This window comes from Frankia sp. Allo2, from assembly GCF_000733325.1.
Taxonomy (GTDB): Bacteria; Actinomycetota; Actinomycetes; order Frankiales; family Frankiaceae; genus Frankia; species Frankia casuarinae.
This window is the reverse complement of the sequence record NZ_JPHT01000028.1, coordinates 26,177-45,082: the sequence shown is the minus strand read 5'-3', so window position 1 is coordinate 45,082 and position 18,906 is coordinate 26,177. Positions and strand designations below refer to the sequence as shown.

17 protein-coding genes and 1 riboswitch are annotated in these 18,906 nt (G+C 73.7%); all 17 genes read right to left on the bottom strand.

Features of this window, described 5'->3' with window-relative positions:
* Positions 1-78 precede the first annotated feature (78 nt).
* On the bottom strand, positions 79-1,224 hold the full coding sequence (locus ALLO2_RS17195) for a PAS domain-containing sensor histidine kinase (RefSeq protein WP_011437563.1): 1,146 nt from the start codon (positions 1,222-1,224) through the stop codon (positions 79-81).
* A complete protein-coding gene (locus ALLO2_RS17190; protein ID WP_049761106.1) occupies positions 1,224-2,102 on the bottom strand; it encodes an RNA methyltransferase in 879 nt (292 codons plus the stop codon). The genes ALLO2_RS17195 and ALLO2_RS17190 overlap by 1 nt, the downstream gene beginning before the upstream one ends.
* Before the next feature lie 35 nt (positions 2,103-2,137).
* The gene (gene rplT, locus ALLO2_RS17185; protein WP_011437565.1) at positions 2,138-2,518 is read right to left on the bottom strand and encodes a 50S ribosomal protein L20; all 381 of its coding nucleotides are present in this window, start codon (positions 2,516-2,518) and stop codon (positions 2,138-2,140) included.
* Between the two features lie 125 nt (positions 2,519-2,643).
* The gene (gene rpmI, locus ALLO2_RS17180; protein WP_011437566.1) at positions 2,644-2,838 is read right to left on the bottom strand and encodes a 50S ribosomal protein L35; all 195 of its coding nucleotides are present in this window, start codon (positions 2,836-2,838) and stop codon (positions 2,644-2,646) included.
* 97 nt (positions 2,839-2,935) lie between these two features.
* Positions 2,936-3,526 (bottom strand): translation initiation factor IF-3, encoded by a 591-nt coding sequence (gene infC, locus ALLO2_RS17175; RefSeq protein ID WP_070982428.1) that lies wholly within the window; start codon positions 3,524-3,526, stop codon positions 2,936-2,938.
* A gap of 343 nt (positions 3,527-3,869) precedes the next feature.
* On the bottom strand, positions 3,870-4,763 hold the full coding sequence (locus ALLO2_RS17165; protein ID WP_035733398.1) for an SseB family protein: 894 nt from the start codon (positions 4,761-4,763) through the stop codon (positions 3,870-3,872).
* Between the two features lie 10 nt (positions 4,764-4,773).
* Complete coding sequence (locus ALLO2_RS25815; protein ID WP_023841501.1) at positions 4,774-6,348, bottom strand: ATPase involved in chromosome partitioning; 1,575 nt, start codon at positions 6,346-6,348, stop codon at positions 4,774-4,776.
* A 731-nt stretch (positions 6,349-7,079) separates the two neighbouring features.
* Positions 7,080-7,562 (bottom strand): 6,7-dimethyl-8-ribityllumazine synthase, encoded by a 483-nt coding sequence (gene ribH / locus ALLO2_RS17155; protein ID WP_011437570.1) that lies wholly within the window; start codon positions 7,560-7,562, stop codon positions 7,080-7,082.
* A complete protein-coding gene (locus ALLO2_RS17150) occupies positions 7,559-9,079 on the bottom strand; it encodes a bifunctional 3,4-dihydroxy-2-butanone-4-phosphate synthase/GTP cyclohydrolase II (protein ID WP_011437571.1) in 1,521 nt (506 codons plus the stop codon). The genes ribH and ALLO2_RS17150 overlap by 4 nt, the downstream gene beginning before the upstream one ends.
* Complete coding sequence (locus tag ALLO2_RS17145) at positions 9,076-9,783, bottom strand: riboflavin synthase (RefSeq protein WP_023841500.1); 708 nt, start codon at positions 9,781-9,783, stop codon at positions 9,076-9,078. Before ALLO2_RS17145 ends, ALLO2_RS17150 begins: the two co-directional genes overlap by 4 nt.
* A 127-nt stretch (positions 9,784-9,910) precedes the next feature.
* Positions 9,911-10,040, bottom strand: a riboswitch (FMN riboswitch).
* 69 nt (positions 10,041-10,109) lie between these two features.
* Complete coding sequence (gene rpe, locus ALLO2_RS17140; protein WP_011437573.1) at positions 10,110-10,820, bottom strand: ribulose-phosphate 3-epimerase; 711 nt, start codon at positions 10,818-10,820, stop codon at positions 10,110-10,112.
* Between the two features lie 33 nt (positions 10,821-10,853).
* Positions 10,854-12,329, bottom strand: coding sequence for an RsmB/NOP family class I SAM-dependent RNA methyltransferase (locus ALLO2_RS17135; RefSeq protein WP_011437574.1), 1,476 nt, complete (start codon positions 12,327-12,329; stop codon positions 10,854-10,856).
* The gene (gene fmt, locus ALLO2_RS17130) at positions 12,326-13,339 is read right to left on the bottom strand and encodes a methionyl-tRNA formyltransferase (RefSeq protein WP_011437575.1); all 1,014 of its coding nucleotides are present in this window, start codon (positions 13,337-13,339) and stop codon (positions 12,326-12,328) included. Before fmt ends, ALLO2_RS17135 begins: the two co-directional genes overlap by 4 nt.
* A gap of 293 nt (positions 13,340-13,632) precedes the next feature.
* Positions 13,633-15,879, bottom strand: a complete 2,247-nt coding sequence (locus ALLO2_RS17125) for a primosomal protein N' (protein ID WP_035733395.1) — start codon at positions 15,877-15,879, stop codon at positions 13,633-13,635.
* A 128-nt stretch (positions 15,880-16,007) separates the two neighbouring features.
* Positions 16,008-17,204: a methionine adenosyltransferase gene (gene metK / locus ALLO2_RS17120; RefSeq protein WP_035733394.1), complete on the bottom strand. Its 1,197-nt coding sequence runs from the start codon at positions 17,202-17,204 to the stop codon at positions 16,008-16,010.
* A gap of 41 nt (positions 17,205-17,245) precedes the next feature.
* Positions 17,246-18,556 (bottom strand): bifunctional phosphopantothenoylcysteine decarboxylase/phosphopantothenate--cysteine ligase CoaBC, encoded by a 1,311-nt coding sequence (gene coaBC / locus ALLO2_RS17115; RefSeq protein ID WP_157493450.1) that lies wholly within the window; start codon positions 18,554-18,556, stop codon positions 17,246-17,248.
* An 18-nt stretch (positions 18,557-18,574) separates the two neighbouring features.
* Positions 18,575-18,859 carry a DNA-directed RNA polymerase subunit omega gene (gene rpoZ / locus ALLO2_RS17110; protein WP_035733411.1) on the bottom strand — a complete coding sequence of 95 codons (285 nt, stop codon included), beginning with the start codon at positions 18,857-18,859 and terminating at the stop codon, positions 18,575-18,577.
* Between the last annotated feature and the right edge of the window lie 47 nt (positions 18,860-18,906).

The following is an 18,906-nucleotide window of genomic DNA, read 5'->3' as shown; positions in this document are numbered from 1 at the left end:
CTGGGGNGTCCGGTCCTGGGGCGGCGGCGCGCGCCTGGCCGCCCGGGGCGCCCACCGGTCGGTTCGCGGTGCTCGGCGTCAGCCGAACACCGGGCCACCGGCGGGCACGAAAAATCGGAACTCGGCGCCGCCACCCGGGGCCCGGCCGACCGAGATGGTGCCGCCGTGCGCCTCGATCAGCGCCTTGGCGATGTAGAGCCCGAGGCCGGTGCCGTTCCCGCGGCTGGCGCCCCGCCAGAACTTCGTGAACACGCGCGCGGCGTTCGATTCGGACACGCCTTCACCCTCGTCGGCCACGCTTACCTCCGTGCCGCTGTCCCTGCCACGCAGCAGTACCGTCACAGTACCCGCACCATGCCGCAGGGCGTTGTCGACGAGGTTGTGCAGTACCTGTTCAATCTTGTCCGGATCGACCCACATCTCGGGCAGTTCGCCCTCCTCGCGGATGAAGAACCGGTCGGCGCCCGCCGCGCCCGAGGCCACCTTGCCGTCCACCACCGAACGCACCCGGGCGGGCAGGTCGACGATCTGCTTGCGGACCTGGATGCGTCCGGAGTCGATCCGAGAGACGTCCAGCACCTCGGTGAGCAGGCGCGTGACCCGGTCGGCGTCGGTGTTGACCGTGTTCAGCATGAGCTTCTTCTGCTCGTCGGTGAACCGGTCCCACTTGGCGAGCAGCGTCGCGGTGAATCCCTTCACACTGGTCAGCGGCGAGCGCAGCTCGTGCGCCACGGTCGCGACCAGGTCCGCCCGGTTGCGTTCCAGCCGCTCGCGGCTGAGGGTGTCGCGCAGGGACAGCGACACCCGCACCAGCCGACCGGCGACCCGGTTGAACCGCACCGTGACGTGGAAGTCACGGTCGTGGACTGGACCCGCGTAGGTCAGGCGCCGCTCCGGCTGCCCGGTGACCCGCGGCAGGTTCCGGCTGGCTGTAGAGCACTCCCACCAGTCGTTGCCCCGCTCGTCCAGCAACGGGAGGACCTCGGTCAGATGCCGGCCGATCGCGGACGGTCCATCCACCCCGGTGAGCTTCGCCGCCGCCCGGTTGAACACCTCGACGACGCCGGCGGCGTCGGTCACGATCACCGAATCCGGTAGCAGGTCGAAGGCGGCGGCAGGCAGTGGGCCGTCCTGCGCGGCCGACACGGCTGAATCGGTGGCATCGGGCGCGCAGCCGGGGCCGGAGGGCGGCACCTGCCCGGATGGCGACGTGACAATGTTCATCACCGTCGACCACCTCCTCCGGTGCCGTCAGTACCGGACCTGCCCGTTCTCTGCGCCCGCGCCGACGCGTAAAGGCACAGGGCGGACGCAACCGCAAGATTCAGGGACTCGGCCTGACCGTACACCGGTACCCGCAGAACCGCGTCCGCGGCGGCCAGAGTAGCCGAAGCCAGCCCATGTGCCTCGTTACCGAACAGCCACGCCGTCGGCCCGTCGAGCTCACCGGCCGCGACGGCGGTGTCAATGTCGCGATCCGCGGCTCCGGACGTCGCCACGATGCGGCAACCCCGGGCCCGCAGCCGGTCCAGCACCCCGGCCAAGGCTGGTTCCACGATCACCGGGAGGTGAAAGTGGCTGCCGGCCGAGGAGCGCACGCACTTGCCCCCGAAGGGGTCGACACCGCTCCCGGTGAAGACGACGGCGTCCGCTCCGGCCGCGTCCGCGCTGCGGATCACCGTGCCGGCGTTACCCGGATCGCCCGCGCCGATGCACACCGCGACCAGCCGGGGGGCGTGCAGGTCGGCGAGCCGATGAGCGGGCAGGGCCGCGACCGCGACGAGGCCCTGGGGGGTCACCGTCTCCGACAGCGACGCCACGGCCTCGTCCGTCACGACCCGGACCGGCACCCGGACCGCCCTCAGCAACTCCTCGTGCCGGGGAGTCGCAGAGACTCCGACGAACACCTCAAGCAGCTCGCCGACGGCCAATGCCGCGCCCACCGCCTGCACCCCCTCGACCAGGAACCTGCCCTGCTCGCGCCGGGCCGCGGGCCGCTTGAGGCGACGCGCGGCGCCGACCCGCCCGGAGCGCGCTCCGGCGATCGGCGCCGGCCCCGGCGAAGGGGCGTCCGGCGAAGGGGCGTCGGTCGTGGAGGACACGCGGGAGGCGGGCACGGGCCGACGTCGCGACGGGCTCAGGCGGCGGTGGGCTCCGGCGCCGCCGCCAGCGCGGCCCGTGCCACCTCGACCAGGGCGGTGAACGCGACCGCGTCGTTGACCGCGAGGTCGGCCAGGATCTTGCGGTCGACTTCGACGCCGGACAGCTTCAGACCCTGCACGAAGCGGTTGTAGGTCAGACCGTTCGCCCGCGCCGCCGCGTTGATCCGAGTGATCCACAGCTGCCGGAAGTCGCCCTTGCGCGCGCGGCGGTCCCGGTAGGAGTAGGTCATCGAGTGGAGCATCTGCTCCTTGGCCTTGCGGTAGAGCCGCGAGCGCTGGCCCCGGTAGCCGCTGGCCTGCTCGAGGACCGTACGGCGCTTCTTCTGGGCGTTGACCGCCCGCTTCACGCGTGCCATGAGGGCACCTGTCTCCTTCGTTCGGGTGCGTCCGGCGGCCCGGGCCGGAGTCGGCCGCCAACGGCGGGCCGACCGCGACCGGCGGGCCCGCCGCAGTCGGGGCCGGAGTCGTCAGCGGGCCACGGTCAGCGGGCGAGCAGGCGCTTGACGCGTCGGTTGTCCGCCTTCGTCAACGGCACCACGCCATCCAGTCTGCGGGTGAGGCGGCTGGTCTTGTGCTCCAGGTAGTGGCGGCGGTTGGCCCGCTGGCGCAGCACCTTGCCGGAGCCGGTGACCCGGAACCGCTTGCTCGCACCGCTGTGGGACTTCTGTTTGGGCATGTTGACATCCTGACGGGTTACGTGGGTGATCGAACAACCGGCGTGGCGAGATCCGGAACCGGTGGCGGCGCCACCGCGCGGACTGCCCGCCCTCGAGTCAGACGTGGCCGGCCGGTTCCGGCACCCGCTGCGGCTTCGAGCCCTTGTGCGGGGCCATGACCATGGTCATGTTCCGGCCGTCCTGCTTGGGCTGAGCCTCGACATAACCAAGGTCGGCCACGTCGGCGGACAGCCGTTGGAGCAGGCGGATGCCGAGCTCGGGCCGGGACTGCTCCCGACCGCGGAACATGATCGTAATCTTGACCTTGTCGCCGGCCCGCAGGAAACGCACGACGTGACCCTTCTTGGTCTCGTAGTCGTGCGGATCGATCTTCGGCCGCAGCTTCATTTCCTTGATGACGGTCTGGACCTGGTTCTTCCGAGCCTCCCGACGCTTCTGGTCGGACTCGTACTTGAACTTTCCGTAGTCCATCAGCTTGCAGACCGGGGGACGAGCGGTCGGCGCGACCTCGACGAGGTCGAGATCGACCTCCTGCGCCATACGCATGGCCTCACCGATCGAGACGATGCCGATCTGCTCACCCTCCGCGCCGACGAGGCGAACCTCGGGGACGCGAATCCGGTCGTTGATACGGGACTCTGTGCTGATGTGTTTCCTCCGTTGCTCGACGCGCGGGCATGACCTCACCGCAGCGGAGCACCGAGCCTGGTACACCAGGCTCCCGGCCGACGACCGCGGAAACGGCTCGGCCGACCGGCGACCCGGCCACCGCGGCCCCCAGCCGGAACTCCGGCCTGAGGACCTGCTGACGTCCCGGGGNGGCGACATCAGTGCTGACATCGGGTGGAGGGCGAACCCCCGCTTGGTCCTGCCGATCAGGCTCCGCGCCGTGCCCTGGCTGCCTGGAAACGGCAACGCCAGCGGACGGAACAAAACCAGCCGGCAGGCGGTCTGCGGCCCAGCGTAGCACCAGACCGGGCGACACGACGATCACATCATCGTCCGGGCGCTCCGAAAGGGCCGGCGGCGCTCACCTCGCGAACCGCACCGGCCATCGGCGCGTCGGGCGCAGGCCCCGCCCCAGATGGCGGCGCACCGCCTCGGCCTCCCGCGCGCTCACGAGCAGCACGGCCGGGCCCGAGGCCCGCTCCTGCTCCCGCGCCGGGGCCGGGGCCGGGGCCGGATCGGTGGCGAGCAGCCGGGACAACCGCCGGGCAAGCAACTCCCCGGACCGCGCGTCCGCATCTCCGCCCTGACGTACCGCGACGGCGAGCACCGGGCGTGGGGCGCCGGCACCCGGGAGGAGCAGTTCCGCCGGCCACACCTCGACCCGCTCAGTCACGGTCCGCAACGCCTCCCGAACCCGCCGCCGGGATAACGGACCATCCGGATCGGACGGACGGCGCAGGGCGGTCACCCTCAGCTTGTCGAGGTCCGCGGCTTCGGTCACGCGCGGCGTGTCGAGGGTTCCGGACGGCGCGTCGGAGCCGGATCCGCCGGGCACCGGCGCGGGACCGCCCGGGCCGACGTCCAGACTGGCCGAGCGCGGACCGGCCACGTCGATCACCACCGCTCCGAGCCCCAGCCGGACCGCCTCCGTGCAGGCGTCCACCGCGGCGACCGGAACCGGCCGGGCCGAGGAGCGCCAGGCGGTGAGCGCGCTGACGCTGGAGAAGATCGGTAGCGCGGTCGCGCCGGACGGGGTGCGCAGGGTCGTCAGCGCCATCTCGCTGGTCTTGTCCGCACCGGTGACGGCGTCGGCGGCGGTGAGCCGAGCCTCGACTCCGACGAAGACCCGGGCCTGGCGCAGCGCGGCGGTCAGAACGGCGGGGNCGACCGGGNTGGNGGCGAGCGCTCGGGTGAGCGACTCGTCGGCGCGGCCGTCATCGCCCTGACCAGACGGAGTCAGCAGATCGCGTGCCATTCTCGCCAGCCTAGGGCCCAGGCGGCGCGGCGGGCCGGTACCGGATCGGGTCCGTGGCGTTCACCATGGCCCGGACGGGCCCGGGCCATGGTTGAGGGCCCCGACCGGGGGCTGCGATGGCGGGCCGGGCCAGCACGGTGGCCGGTTGCGACCCGGGAAGCGGGGCGGTGGCGACCGCCCCGGCGAGACGCTGGAAGGCAAACCTGGTCCGGCGACGCAGGCGGTACCAGCTGATCGGACGGCTGTCGGCGAGCGCCGCGTCGAACGGCACCGGCACCGTCATGTAGGCCCGGTCCTCGAGATGTTCGAGACGCAGCCGCGCCCCGCGGCTCAACCGGGAGGGATACGTCTCGACGACGGCCACGATGACGGTGGCAGCGAGATCTGGCCGACCGGCCGCGGTCAACGCGCTCAACGCGTCGTCCGCACCGGCGATCTCCGTCTCGCCGGCCCGGATCGTCAACACGACGAGGTCCGCCCGCGCCAGCAGGGTGGCCGGCACCGGCTGGCTCCACCCCGGTGGGGCGTCCGCGACGACGACCGGATACCAGTGTCCGAGCAGGTCGAGTGCCCACGCCAGCTCCTCGGGAAGCAACCCCGGCCCGGTAAGATCACGCAGTCCGGCCAGCACCTCCAGGCCACCGGAGCCGTCGGAGGCGACAAACCGGCGCACGTCCTCCAACGAGGACACCGGTGGCCGCGCCGTGGCCAGCTCCCGCAACCCCACGCCCGGTGACATGAGGCCGACCCGGTGCGCAAGCAGCCCGGACTGGTCCGGGGATGCGTCCACGGCCATCACCCGATGACCGTGGTGCTCCGCGATCGCCAGTCCCAGACCCGCGGCGACCGTCGTCCGGCCGCCTCCGCCACCGAATCCCCCAACCAGCACCCGCCGCCCACCGGCCCGCGCCCGCGCGACCGACGAACCGCCCGTTCCCGCGACGGCCGGGACCACCGCCCGACCACCGGACGGCGTCACCGCGGCCACCGCCGCCCGGACGGGCAGGGAAGGGGCCAAGCCGGACCGCCGCGCCGGCAGGTTCGCGGGGACCGGGATGGACCAGGCTGGCTCCAGACCAGGCGTTTCGACCGCCTGTCGGCCGACCGTGGGTCCGCCCAAGGAGTCGGCGTCGGGCCACGCCTCCGGCACCGGCCAACCCGGGTCAGCCGCCGCGGACGGGGGAAGCCGCCCGGATACGGGCCCGGCACCGGGCGAGCCGTCGGGGGGCGGCGCGGTGGCGGCCCGGGAAACGGGGACGACCGGCGTTCCATCCGGGAGGTTCACCGGCTGCCCGGCCGCGGGGACCAGCACCGCGATGTTCTCCCAGGTCTCCCCGGGCGGCGGGACGGCCGGGAGCGGTGGGGAAACCGCCGGGGGCGGCGGCGCACCGGGCGGTGGATCCGGTGGCGTCGGGTACGGGTCCACCGGGTACGGATCCGGACCGGTCGGGTCCGGGTCCGGCGGCCCGGCCGCCGACGTCGCGGCGGCGAGGTCGGGCGTCCACCCCGCTCCGCCGGACACGGTGAGCGAGGCACCGGGCCAGGCGGAGCTCGGGCCGGGCGGCGCGGTCAATGGAAGGCCCACGGGGGGCGCGCTCCGGCCCGGCGGGAGCAGTGGCGCGGGCGGCGGGAGCAGTGGCGCGGGCGGCGGGGCCGGTGGCACGGGGGTGGGCGGCGGGGCTGCCGTGCTCCCGCGCCCCCCGGAGGGGCCCCCTGTCCGACCGGTAGCGGGCTCCGAACGGGTCCCGCCCGGACGTGATCGGGCGGGACGACGGGTAACCAGCGCGTTATGGGGCGCCTGAGGCTCGGTCAGTCGTAGGCCAAGCAGCGAGATGGGGCGCGCGTCCCCGCCACCACCCGGTTCGGTCGCGTCGGGATCCCGCCGGCCGGGGCCGGCCGCGACCCGTTCCCCGGCCTCCGGATTCCCCCCGACCGGGCCGGTCGACGCCGACGCCTCGTCACCGTTCCAACTCCCACCGTGACTTACCATCCGCGCCACCCCCGCCCCCATGTGTGCCGGCCGACGGGACCTCCGCCGATCCCACCGCGAAGTATGACGCCAGAGCGCAAGGGCACCGATACGACGTGAGACCACAGTCTCGTGTAACCGGCCGTCCCGACAAGAGCACCGGACTGATCGGGACAGCCGGAATCAGAGCCACGAGCAGCGAACACACGACCGGCACACCCGATCCACTTCGAATCGCCATGTGACGGCAACACCATACCGAGAGCATGTCACGCGGACGGATCGGCCTCGCACCGTGTGTGTGAACTCCTGATGCGGAACGTTTCGGTCGGTGACGGCGTGGGAGCTCAGCCGGCGAGTTCCAGATCGCGCAGCACCGCGGCGGTGTCCAGCGCGGCCAGGGTCGCCTCCCGGCCCTTGTCCTCGCTGGACCCGGGCAGCCCGGCGCGGTCCCGGGCCTGCTCGACGGTGTCGCAGGTGAGCACGCCGAAGCCGACGGGGACGCGGGCGTCGAGGGTGACGCGGGCGAGCCCCGCGGTGACGAACTGACAGACGTAGTCGAAGTGGGGGGTGCCGCCCCGGATGACGACACCGAGGGCGACGACGGCGTCATGCCGCGCAGCCAACGCGGCGGCGATCACGGGAAGCTCGACCGCACCGGAGACCCGCACGACGGCGGGTGCCGCCGCGAGGCCCGCGTCCTTCGCGGCGCGCAGCGCGCCAGCGAGCAGCGCATCGGTGATCTCGGCGTGCCACCGGGTGGCGACCACCGCCAACCGCATGCCCGCGACGGGCGGAAGCACCTCCGCGGGAGCCCCGAGGCCGCTCACAGACCCTCCCCCTCGGCACAGTCGACCCCGGCGGACGTACCCGGGCCCGCGACGGCCGTGCAGCCGGAGGTGACGGGTACCCTCGGCGCCCTCGGCGCCCCCGGGATCCAGCGCGAGCCGGCCGGCTCGTCCTCGCCCACGGCCCTAGGCAGATCGGACAGGCCGGGTGGACCCGGAAGGCCGGGCGGACCCGGAAGGCCGGGCGGACCGGGAATGCTGGGCAGACCGGGAATGCTGGGCAGACCGGGAATGACGTGTCCCATCCGGTCCCGCTTGGTGGTCAGGTAGCGCAGGTTCTCCGGCGTCTGGGTGACCGGCATCCCGATGAGTTCGACGATGCGCAGGCCGTAGCCCTCCAGCCCGGCCCGCTTCGTCGGATTGTTGGACAGCAGCCGGATGCCGCGCACGCCGAGGTCGACCAGGATCTGGGCCCCGGTGCCGTAGTCACGGGCGTCGGCCGGCAGACCCAGCGCGAGGTTGGCGTCGACGGTGTCGTGGCCGGCGTCCTGCAGCTGGTAGGCCCGCAGCTTGTGCATCAGGCCGATGCCCCGGCCCTCGTGGCCCCGCATGTAGAGCACCACTCCGCGTCCCTCGGTCGCGATTATGCGCAGTGCCGCGTCGAGCTGGGTTCCGCAGTCGCAGCGCCGGGAGCCGAAGACGTCCCCGGTGAGGCATTCGCTGTGCACCCGGACCAGCACGTCCGCGCCGTCACCGAGCTCGCCGCGGATCAGCGCGATGTGTTCGACGCCGTCGAGGATGTTGCGGAACCCGACCGCCCGGAACGCCCCGTAACGCGTCGGAAGCGACGCCTCCGCGACCCGCACCACCTGCTTCTCGGTCCGCCGACGGTAAGCGATGAGATCGGCGATGGAGATCAGCAGCAGCCCGTGCTCGCGGGCGAACTCGGCGAGCCGGGGAAGCCGGGCCATCGTCCCGTCGTCGTTCACGATCTCGCAGATCGCACCGGCCGGCCGCAGCCCGGCGAGCCGGGCCAGGTCGACCGCGGCCTCGGTGTGGCCGGGGCGGCGCAGCACCCCGCCGTCCTTGGCCCGCAGCGGGAAGATGTGGCCCGGCCGGCTCAGGTCGCCGGGCGTGGTCCGCGGGTCGGCCAGCAACCGGATGGTGCGGGCCCGGTCGGCGGCGGAGATCCCGGTGGAGACGCCGTCGCGGGCGTCCACGGTGATGGTGAACGCGGTGCCCATCCGCTCCGTGTTGTGCGGGACCATCTGGTCCAGTTCGAGCCGGTCGGTGTCGGCGGCGTCCATCGGCACGCAGATCACACCGGAGGTGTACCGCGTCATGAACGCGACCAGCTCGGGTGTCGCGGCCTCCGCCGCGAAGATCAGATCACCCTCGTTCTCCCGGTCGGCGTCGTCGACGACGACGAGCGGGCGGCCGGCGGCGATCTCGGCGAGCGCGTCCTCGATGGCGGCGAACCGCACGTCGGCGTAGCCGGCGGGAAGGGCACCGGCGGGAAGGGTGGCCGTCGAGGAGGCGCCGGCCGCGGATGTCGTCATCGGTGTCGTCCGTTCGGTTCGATGGGGCCGGCATGCAGCTTCTCGACGTACTTGGCCAGCACGTCGACCTCGATGTTGACCAGGGAACCCGGCGCACGGCGACCCAGCGTGGTCAGTTCGAGCGTGGTGGGGATCAGGCTGACCGTGAAGGTGGCCGGTGAGTCGCCACCGGCCGGCGAGATGTCGACGACGGTCAGGCTCACCCCGTCCACCGTCACCGAGCCCTTCGCCACGAGGTAGCGGTCGAGCCCCTCGGGGAGCGCGACGCGCACGAACTCCCAGCCCTCACCGGGCTGCCGGTCGAGGACCGTGCCGACGCCGTCGACGTGCCCCTGGACCAGGTGGCCTCCCAGCCGGTCCGCCAGCCGGACGGGACGTTCGAGATTCACCCGGTCACCGACGGCGAGCTTCCCAAGAGAGGAACGCACCAGCGTCTCTCGCATCACGTCAGCAGTGAACGCCGACGGGCCGTCCGTTGTGCCGGGTGGGCCGGGTGGGCCGCCGGCCGTACCGGTCTCGGCGCCCCCGTCGAGCCCCGGGCGGGCGAAGGAAGTCACCGTGAGACAGACACCGTTGACGGCGATGGACGCGCCGTGACTCACATCACCCAGAACCGTCTGACAGGCGATGGTGAGTGCCGCCGACTCCGACCGCGCATCCACCGCGGTCACCACGCCAAGTTCTTCAACGATGCCGGTAAACATCCGACCCGTGCCCCTCGCTCCCGGGCACCCGCACCCTGGGCGAGGAAAAACCACGCGGGACCACGCCGGCACGCTCACGCCGACACGCGCCCGCGAGCGGTCAACGACCACCGCGGGCACTCGGCCCGCGCGCGTCCTCCCATCCGGACTTTCACCGTCGGTCCCGGAATTCCACCGGGTCAGCCGTCCCAGTACCTGCGGACGGGTCGCGGACTGTCACCGCCGGTTCGGAATTTCACCGACCCCGGAGCGCGCGTGCTGCTGGTTGTACTGCCTCAAGTCTGGCATATGAAGCCGCCGGACGCCGGTGAAGCCACCGGACGCGGTCACGCCGGCCCGACCGCCGAGCGTGGCGCGGGCGGGGACAGCCGGGGCGCCGCCCGCAGCGCCTGCTCACGCAGCCGCTCGACGGCCTGGCCCGGATCGGCCGCCCCGAAGACGGCCGTGCCGGCGACGAACACGTCCACACCCGCCACCGCGGCCCGCTCGATCGTCCCGGCGTTGACCCCGCCGTCGATCTGCAGCCACAGGTCCAGCCCACGGGCGTCGAGCAGGCGCCGGGCGGCCTCGATCTTCGGCAACACCTCGGTCATGAACGTCTGACCGCCGAAACCCGGCTCGATGGTCATCAGCAGCAGCAGGTCGAACCGGTGCAGGTCGTCGAGATAGTGCTCGACCGGGGTGTTCGGCTTCACAGCGAGGCCGGTGCGGGCCCCGGCCGCCCGGATCGCCCTGGTGGTGCGGGGCAGGTCGGACACGGCCTCGGCGTGAATGGTGACGTTCGCCGCGCCGCGCTCGGCGTACCCGGCCGCCCAGCGGTCGGGATCGTCGATCATGAGATGGCAGTCAAGCGGAGTATCCGTCACCGCGCGCAGGGCCGTCACCGTGTCCGGCGCGAACGCCAGGTTCGGGACGAAGTGGTAGTCCATCACGTCGACGTGCAGCCAGTCGGCCTGCCCCTCGACCGCCAGGGCCGCGTCGGCGATCCGGCCGAAGTCGGCGGCGAGCAGGCTGGGGTAGATCTGCGCGGTGGCCATTTCGCGAGGGTATCGGCTCCCGGGTCCGACGCCTCAGCTGTCGACCCGGCGCAGCAGGGCGACGAACATCGCATCCGTGCCATGGAGATGCGGCCAGAGCTGGACGAACGGGCCGTCACCGAGCCGGTCGACCTCCGGCAGGGTCAGGCGGGCATCGAGGATGGAGGTGTCGGCGCGTTGTCCGGCCACGCCACGCACCACCTCGACGGTCTCGGCCGGGTGCGGGGAACAGGTCGCGTACGCCACCACCCCGCCCGGGCGGACCAGGTCGAGCGCGGCGACGAGCAGCGCACGCTGGAGCGGGACGAGCGCGGCCACATCGGCCGAGGTCCGCCGCCACCGGGCCTCCGGCCGGCGCCGCAGTGCTCCGAGGCCGGTGCAGGGGACGTCGACCAGCACCCGGTCGGCTCCATCGGGCCGCAGCGGCACCGCCCGGCCGTCGGCGCGCACCGTCCAGGCCCGCGCCGCGTCGCCCAGGGACCGGGCCACCATGGCCGCCCGGGTCGCCCGGGGCTCGACCGCGATCAGGGCCGGCCTGTCCGGTGGACCCGGCCTGTCCGGCAGACCCGGCCCGTCCGATGGGGCGGAGCCGCCGAGCAGCGCGGCGAGCAGGGCCGCCTTCCCGCCGGGGCCCGCGCACAGGTCGACGGTCAGCCCGAGGTCACGGCCCACCGTCGCCGCGCGGGCCAGGGCCAGGGTGACGAGCTGGCTGCCCTCGTCCTGCACGGCGGCCGCGCCCGCGGCCACGGCGGGCAACCCCGCCGGGTCCCCGCCGTCGAGGCGTACCGCATACGGCGAGTAGGGGCCGACTCGGGCGGTCAGACCTGCCTGCGCGGCCTCGGCGAGCAGCCGGTCACGGTCGACCCGGCCCGGACGGGCGACCAGGTGTACCGCGGGTCGGACGTCGTCTGCCTCCAGCGCGGCGCGGGTCGCCGTGAGGTCGCCGGCCAGGGCCTCCGCGACGACCTCGACGATCCAGCGGGGATGCGTCGTCACGACCGCCAGGTGACCGACAGGGTCGACGTCGAACCGCGGTGCGGACAGCATCGTGGCGAGATCGCCGCCGGTCTCGGCCACCCGGGCGGCCACCCGACGCAGCACGGCGTTCGCGAAGCGGACCGGGCGCTCGCCACTCGTCGTGCGGACCAGCTCGACGGTGCTGGCCACGGCCGCGTGGGCCGGGACCCTGGTCCGCAGCAGCTGGTAGGCGCCCAGGCGCAGCGCGTCGCGCACCGGCGGGTCGATGGTGTGGACGGGNCGACTCGTCGCCGTGTCGAGCACCCCGTCGAGGGTGCCCTGCGCACGCAGGGAGCCGTAGGCGAGCTCCGTGACGAACCCGCGGTCCCGGGCGGACAGCCCGCTGCCCGCCAACAGGGACGGCAGCAGCAGGTTGGCGTAGGAGCCGCGCTCGTCCACCGCCCGCAGCACCTCCCAGGCCAGCAACCGCGGCCGGTCGACGCTTGACGCTGGCCGGGGCCCACGGGTGCCCGGCGAACCGGCCGATCTCACGACGTTCCTCCACTGACCGGCATCGCGCCGATCGCGCCGAGGGTCTCCCCCTTGGCGATCCGGACCCCGCGGGCCCAGGCCGCGGCCGCCATCGGGCCTCGCCCCTCGGGACGCACCTCACCGAGGAGCACCGGGCTCGTGCCCGTGCCGACCGCCACGTCCCCGCCGGGGAGCACCATGATCTGCCCCGCCGGCAGCCCCCCCGCCGGCAGCCCGGCGGGCAGCGCTACCGGCCCGGCCGGCCGACCGGACACCGCACCGAGGCGCACCGGACCGATCTTGAGCCGCCGGTCGCGAAACGTCGTCCAGGCTCCCGGCGCGGGAGTGGCGGCCCTCGCCAGCCGATCCACCGCGATCGCCGGCTTCGTCCAGTCGATCCGGGCCTCCTCGGCGGTCAGCTTCGGCGCGAAGGAGATCCCCTCGGCGGGCTGGGCCACGGGCCGCACCGTCCCGTCGGCGATGCCGTCCATCACCGCGACCAGCAGCCCGGCGCCGGCCTCGGCGAGCCGGTCCAGCAGGTCACCGGAGGTGTCCGTCGGCCGAACCCGCTCGGTGAGGACACCGTAGACCGGACCGGAGTCCATCGCCGGTTCGATCTGGAAGACGCTCGCGCCGGTCAGGTCGTCCCCGGCGAGCAGGGTGCGCTGCACCGGAGCCGCCCCGCGGTAGGCCGGCAGCAGGGAGAAGTGCAGGTTCACCCAACCGTGGCGGGGAATGGCGAGCGCCGCGGGCGGTAGCAACGCGCCGTAGGCCACCACCGGGCAGCAGTCGGGCGCGAGGCCAGCGAGCGTGGCCAGGAACTCCGGGTCCCGGGGCCGGTCCGGGCTGAGCACCGGGATGCCGGCCTCGTCGGCCAGGACGTGGACGGGGGGCGGCTTCACCTTCCGCCCCCGCCCGGAGGGCCGATCGGGCCGGGTGACAACCGCGACCACGTCATGGCGCGGGCTGTCGATCAACGCCCGCAGGCTGGGCAGAGCCACCGCCGGGGTACCGGCGAAAACAAGACGCATACGCGAAGCACCGATCCGTCGCGACGTCATTGCCGACGCCGTGACCGTCTCCGGGGGTCATCGATCCGAGGTGTCCGACCGGGCNGGGAGCATCCCGCCGTTCTCCGGCCGGGGAGTATGGGCTGACGTCCACAGGCCTGTCGCCGCCGACGACCGTACCCCGCCGACGCTCGGAGGTGGCGGACGGCCGCGGTCCGGACCGGGCCCGCGGCCGAAGATCATGATCCATGACGCGTACCCGGGCCGTGGTATGCGGGGCCACGCCATGCGGTGCGAACCAGACCATGCCGGCGCTACCCGAGGATCAGGGGATCGAGCTGGATCCGTAACCGGCCGGTGGTTCGCCGGGTCGCGAGGACGCCGCGAGCGGATCGCAGCGAGGCCGCGAGGGCCGCACCGCGCTCGCGCCGGACCCGGATCAGGACCCGTTCGATCTCCTCGGGGCCGGAGGTGGCGCCGTCGGGGCCGCGCCGCCCGGCACCCACGGCAGACGAATCGCCCTGGTTCGCGCCGTCGGGAACGGCCCGCGCGGACGGTGCGGGGGGCAGCGGTACCGGCCCGAGCACATCGGCGCCGTCGGGAAGCTCGACGGCGGCCAGCAGCTCCGCGACCGCCGCGGCGGTGCCCGCTACGGACGCCATCCGGGTCGCCGGCGGGAACCCCAGCTCCGCCCGCTCGTCGGCTTCCCGGGCAACGAACGTGCCGGGATCCCAACGGACGAGCGCCTGGACCGGCCCTAGTCCGGCATCGGCCGCGACGATGACCCGCCCCCCGCGAGCGGCGGGCCGGGCGAGCGCGGCGGCGGCGGNCCACCGGCGCAGAGTCTCCTCCCCCGCGCGCAGGTCGGGACGGCCCAGCAGAGCCCAGCCGTCGAGGAGCAGCACCGCCCCGTAGCCGCCGTCCGCCACGGGCTCCGCCCCCGGGGTCGAGATGACAAGGGCCGGTTCTGCGGGCACGGTGGCGAGCACCCCGCCCCGGCCGGAGGTGCGGACCGGAACGCCCGGAAAGGCCCGCCCCAGTTCCTCCGCCGTGCGACGATCTCCCGTTACCGAGGCGCGCAGCCGCGGGCCCGAACAGGACGGGCAGTGCCAGACCGCCGCGGCGACCGGACGGCCGCACCACCGGCAGGAGAGCGCACCGCCGCCCGCCGCCCGGCCCAGCGGCCCCTGACAGTGCGGGCACCGGGCGGGCCGTCGGCAGTCCGCGCAGGCCAGTGACGGCTGGTATCCCCTCCTCGGCACCTGGACCAGTACCGGCAGACCGGCCGCCAGCGCATCCCGGGCGGTCCGCACCGCGAGGGAGGGCAGCCTCGCCGCCCGGGCGGCGGGGTCACGGGCGTGTTCGAGGTCGGAGCCGGTGGCCTCGACCCGGGGAGCCAGCGCGCGCACCTGCTCCCGGGGCGGCACCACCGGGTGCGCCCACCCCGTGCGCACCAGCGCCTCGGCATCCGTCGACGGGCAGAACCCGCCGATCACGAGCGCGCACCCCTGGAGCCGGGAGCGCAGGACGGCGACGTCTCGGGCGTGCGGGTACGGGGCCAACGGCTCGGCATGCAGGTCGTCACCGTCATCCCACACCACCACCAGGCCAAGCTCGGCCACGGGCGCGAACATCGCCGCGCGGGTACCCACCACCGCCCGCGCCTGTCCGCGGCTGACCGCGAGGAACGCGCGATATCGCCGGGCCGGGCCGAGATCGGCCCGCAGTGCGACGGTGGTCTCCCGACCGACCGCGGCGACCATCGCCGCCTCGACCCGGTCGACATCACGATGATCGGGTACGACGACGAGTACGCCGCGACCGGACACCGCCGTGGCGGCGGCCGCGGCGGCGATCATCTCCGGCCAGGCGGGGCCGGGCGGGGCCCACCAGACCGCCCTTGGTGACCTGCCCGCCGCCAGGGCGGTGAGCAGCGACGGCCCCGTGGGATAGCGGCCCCACTCGCCGGGTTCCGGCGGCACGGCCTCAAGCCCCGGTGAGACAGCCGCAGGCCCCGGCGAAACGACCTCGGGCCTCGGTGAGGCGGCCTCCGCCCGGCCGTGGCGGGGAGGCACGGCGAGCCGGAGGACGTCGGCCAGCGTGCCGGCGTAACGATCGGCAACCGCGCGGGCGAGTTTCGCGACGGGCTCGGACAGCACAGGCTCCGGCGAGATCGACCGGGCCAGCGGCGCAAGCTGACCGGAATGGTCGGAACTCTCGCGACGCTCCAGCACGAACCCGTCGACCAGCCGGCCCGCGAACCGGACCCGGACCCGGGATCCCGGCACCGCCAGGTCAGCCAGGTCCGCCGGCACGAGGTAGTCGAAGGGACGGTCGAGATGGGCGAGCGCAGTGTCGACGGCAACCCGCGCCACCGGCAGCCGCGCGGCGAGCGGCCGCGGCGAACCGGAACCCGCGGAGCGCGAAACCCCCGACCGGGCACCCCCCGGCCCGGCCGCTGCCCGGCCGGCCGCTGCCCGGCCGACCTCTGCCCGGCCGACCTCTGCCCGGCCGACCTCTGACGGGCTGAGGCCGGGGAGGGTGCCGGGGTGCTCGGTCATGACGGCATTCGTACCAGCCGCCTACGACATCCTCCATCCCCGTTCCCTCGCCGGAACAGCGACCGGCGGGACAGGGGCCCCGGGNGGGGCCGGGGNGATCCCACGGGGGCCGAGGGAGGAGCGTCGGGTCAGCCCTTGACGGCGCGCTGGAGAGCCTCGGCGCGTGCGGTGGACTCCCAGGTGAAATCGAGCTCGGGGCGACCGAAGTGGCCGTAGGCGGCCGTCTGGGCGTAGACCGGCCGCAGCAGGTCCAGATCCCGGATGATCGCGGCGGGACGGAGGTCGAACACGCTCGTCACCGCGTCCTGGATCTGGATGTCCGGGACGGTTCCGGTGCCGAAGGTCTCCACGAACAGGCCGACCGGCTGCGCCTTGCCGATCGCGTACGCCACCTGGACCTCGCAGCGGCTGGCGAGACCCGCGGCGACGACGTTCTTGGCGACCCAGCGCATCGCGTACGCGGCGGAGCGGTCGACCTTGGATGGGTCCTTGCNGGANAAGGCNCCNCCGCCGTGGCGGGCGTAACCGCCGTAGGTGTCGACGATGATCTTACGGCCGGTCAGGCCGGCGTCACCCATCGGGCCGCCGATCTCGAACCGGCCGGTCGGGTTGACCAGCAGCCGGCGACCCTCGGTGGCGATCTCGAGCAGGGCCAGCTCCGGCTCGACGACGTACTCGGCGATGTCCGGCGCGAGCAGGGTGTCCAGGTCGATGTCGGCGGCGTGCTGCGAGGAGACGACGACCGTGTCGAGCCGGGCCGGCTTCCCGTCGACGTACTCGATGGTCACCTGGGTCTTGCCGTCCGGGCGCAGGTAGCCGATCTGGCCCTCCTTGCGGACCGCGGACAGCCGCCTGGCGAGGCGGTGCGCCAGCGCGATCGGCAGCGGCATGAGCTCGGGGGTCTCGTCGCAGGCGAACCCGAACATCAGGCCCTGGTCGCCGGCGCCCTGCCGGTCGAACTCGTCGTCGGCGGAACCCTCGACGCGAGTCTCGTGCGCCGTGTCGACGCCCTGGGCGATGTCCGGGGACTGCGCGCCGATCGACACGCTGACGCCGCAGGACGCGCCGTCGAAGCCCTTCTTGGAGGAGTCGTAACCGATCTCCAGGATGCGCTCGCGGACGACGGAGGCGATGTCGACGTAGGTCTTCGTGGTGACCTCGCCGGCGACGTGGACCTGACCCGTCGTGATGAGCGTCTCCACGGCGACCCGGCTCTTCGGGTCATCCTTGATCATGGCATCGAGAATCGAGTCGCTGATCTGATCGGCGATCTTGTCCGGATGCCCCTCGGTGACGGACTCGGACGTGAACAGGCGCGTCGCCACTGGACTAACCCCCTGGGTGATCCGGCTGATTCCGACGAAGCTTACCGAGGTGCCGCGAGGGGTACACGTAGCGCCTCCGCGGGCGTTCCATCGGTCCGATCGGCCGTGAGGCCGACCACGAGGTCGAGGATCCGATGCGCGAGGAGGTCCTTGCTCGTGTGCTCGATCGCCGTCTCGCCACCGCGGGGGTCCAGTACCACGGCGGCGTTGTGTTCCACCTCGAATCCGAGGCCGGCGCCGACCTCGTTGACCACGAGCAGGTCGACCGGCTTGCGCGCCAGTTTGGCCCGGGCGNGGTCGAGTNCCCCNCCGCCGGGACCGCCGGTCTCGGCCGCGAAACCGACGAGGACCTGACGGGGCCGGCGGTTCGCCAGCAGCTCGGCCAACACGTCGGGATTCGCCACGAGCGGGATGGAGCCCGGGGCCGCGGACTCCTTCTTGATCTTGTAGGCCTGCGGCGCCCCGGGGCGGAAGTCAGCGACCGCGGCCGCCATGACGACCACGTCCGCCGAGGGCGCGACCTCGTGGACCCGATCGCGCAGCTGCGCCGCGGAGGTGACCGGGATCGTGCGGGCGCCGGCGACCTCGGGCAGCGCGACGTTCGCCGCCACCACCGTGACGGAGGCTCCCCGCACCACGGCAGCCCTGGCCACGGCGTACCCCTGACGGCCGCTCGAGGCGTTGCCGAGGAACCGGACGGGGTCGAGGTACTCCCGGGTGCCGCCGGCCGTGACCAGGACATGCCGGCCGGCAAGATCGGGCCGCNCCCCGGCCGCNCCCCGGGCCAGCACCGCCATGCCGAGCGCGGCGATCTCCGCTGGCTCTGGCAGGCGACCCGGACCCGAGTCGGCGCCGGTCAGCCGGCCCACCGCCGGCTCAACCACCACCGCTCCCCGCGCCCGCAGGGTCGCCACGTTCGCCCGGGTGGCCGGGTGCTGCCACATCTCGGTGTGCATCGCCGGCGCGTAGACGACCGGGCAGGTCGCCGTCAGCAGGGTGCCGGTGAGCAGGTCGTCGGCGCGCCCGGCGGCCGCGCGGGCCATCAGGTCCGCGGTGGCTGGCGCGACGAGGACGAGGTCGGCCTCGCGGCCGATCCGGACATGGGCGACCTCGTCCGCATCGTCCCACACGTCCGTGGTGACCGGGTTTCCCGACAGCGCAGCCCAAGTCGTCGCGCCGACGAACCGCAGCGCCGACGGCGTGGGCACCACCCGGACCTCGTGGCCGGACTCGGTGAACCGGCGGAGCACCTCCACCGCCTTGTAGGCGGCGATGCCGCCCGCCACACCGAGCACGACCCGGGGACGCCGAGGGTCGGACAACCCGGTGCCGGAGCGCTCCGCATCGGGCATCTCGGTCATCGTCCTACATCAGGAGACCGGCGGGAGGCTGTCGGCGACGGTCTCGTGGGNGAGCAGGCCGGCGTTGATCTCACGCAACGCGATCGACAGCGGCTTCTCCTGCGCGTTGGTCGTCTCGACCAGCGGGCCGACGTACTCCAGCAGACCCTCGCCGAGCTGCGAGTAGTAGGCGTTGATCTGACGAGCTCGCTTCGCCGCGTAGATGACCAGGCTGTACTTCGAGTCGGTCGCCTCGAGGAGCTCGTCGATGGGGGGGTTGGTGATGCCTTCGGGATGGGCGGCGGTACCGGCCACGATGTCCTTCCGGAATGGGACGTCCAAGGCGGCTGCGCCGTCCGGAC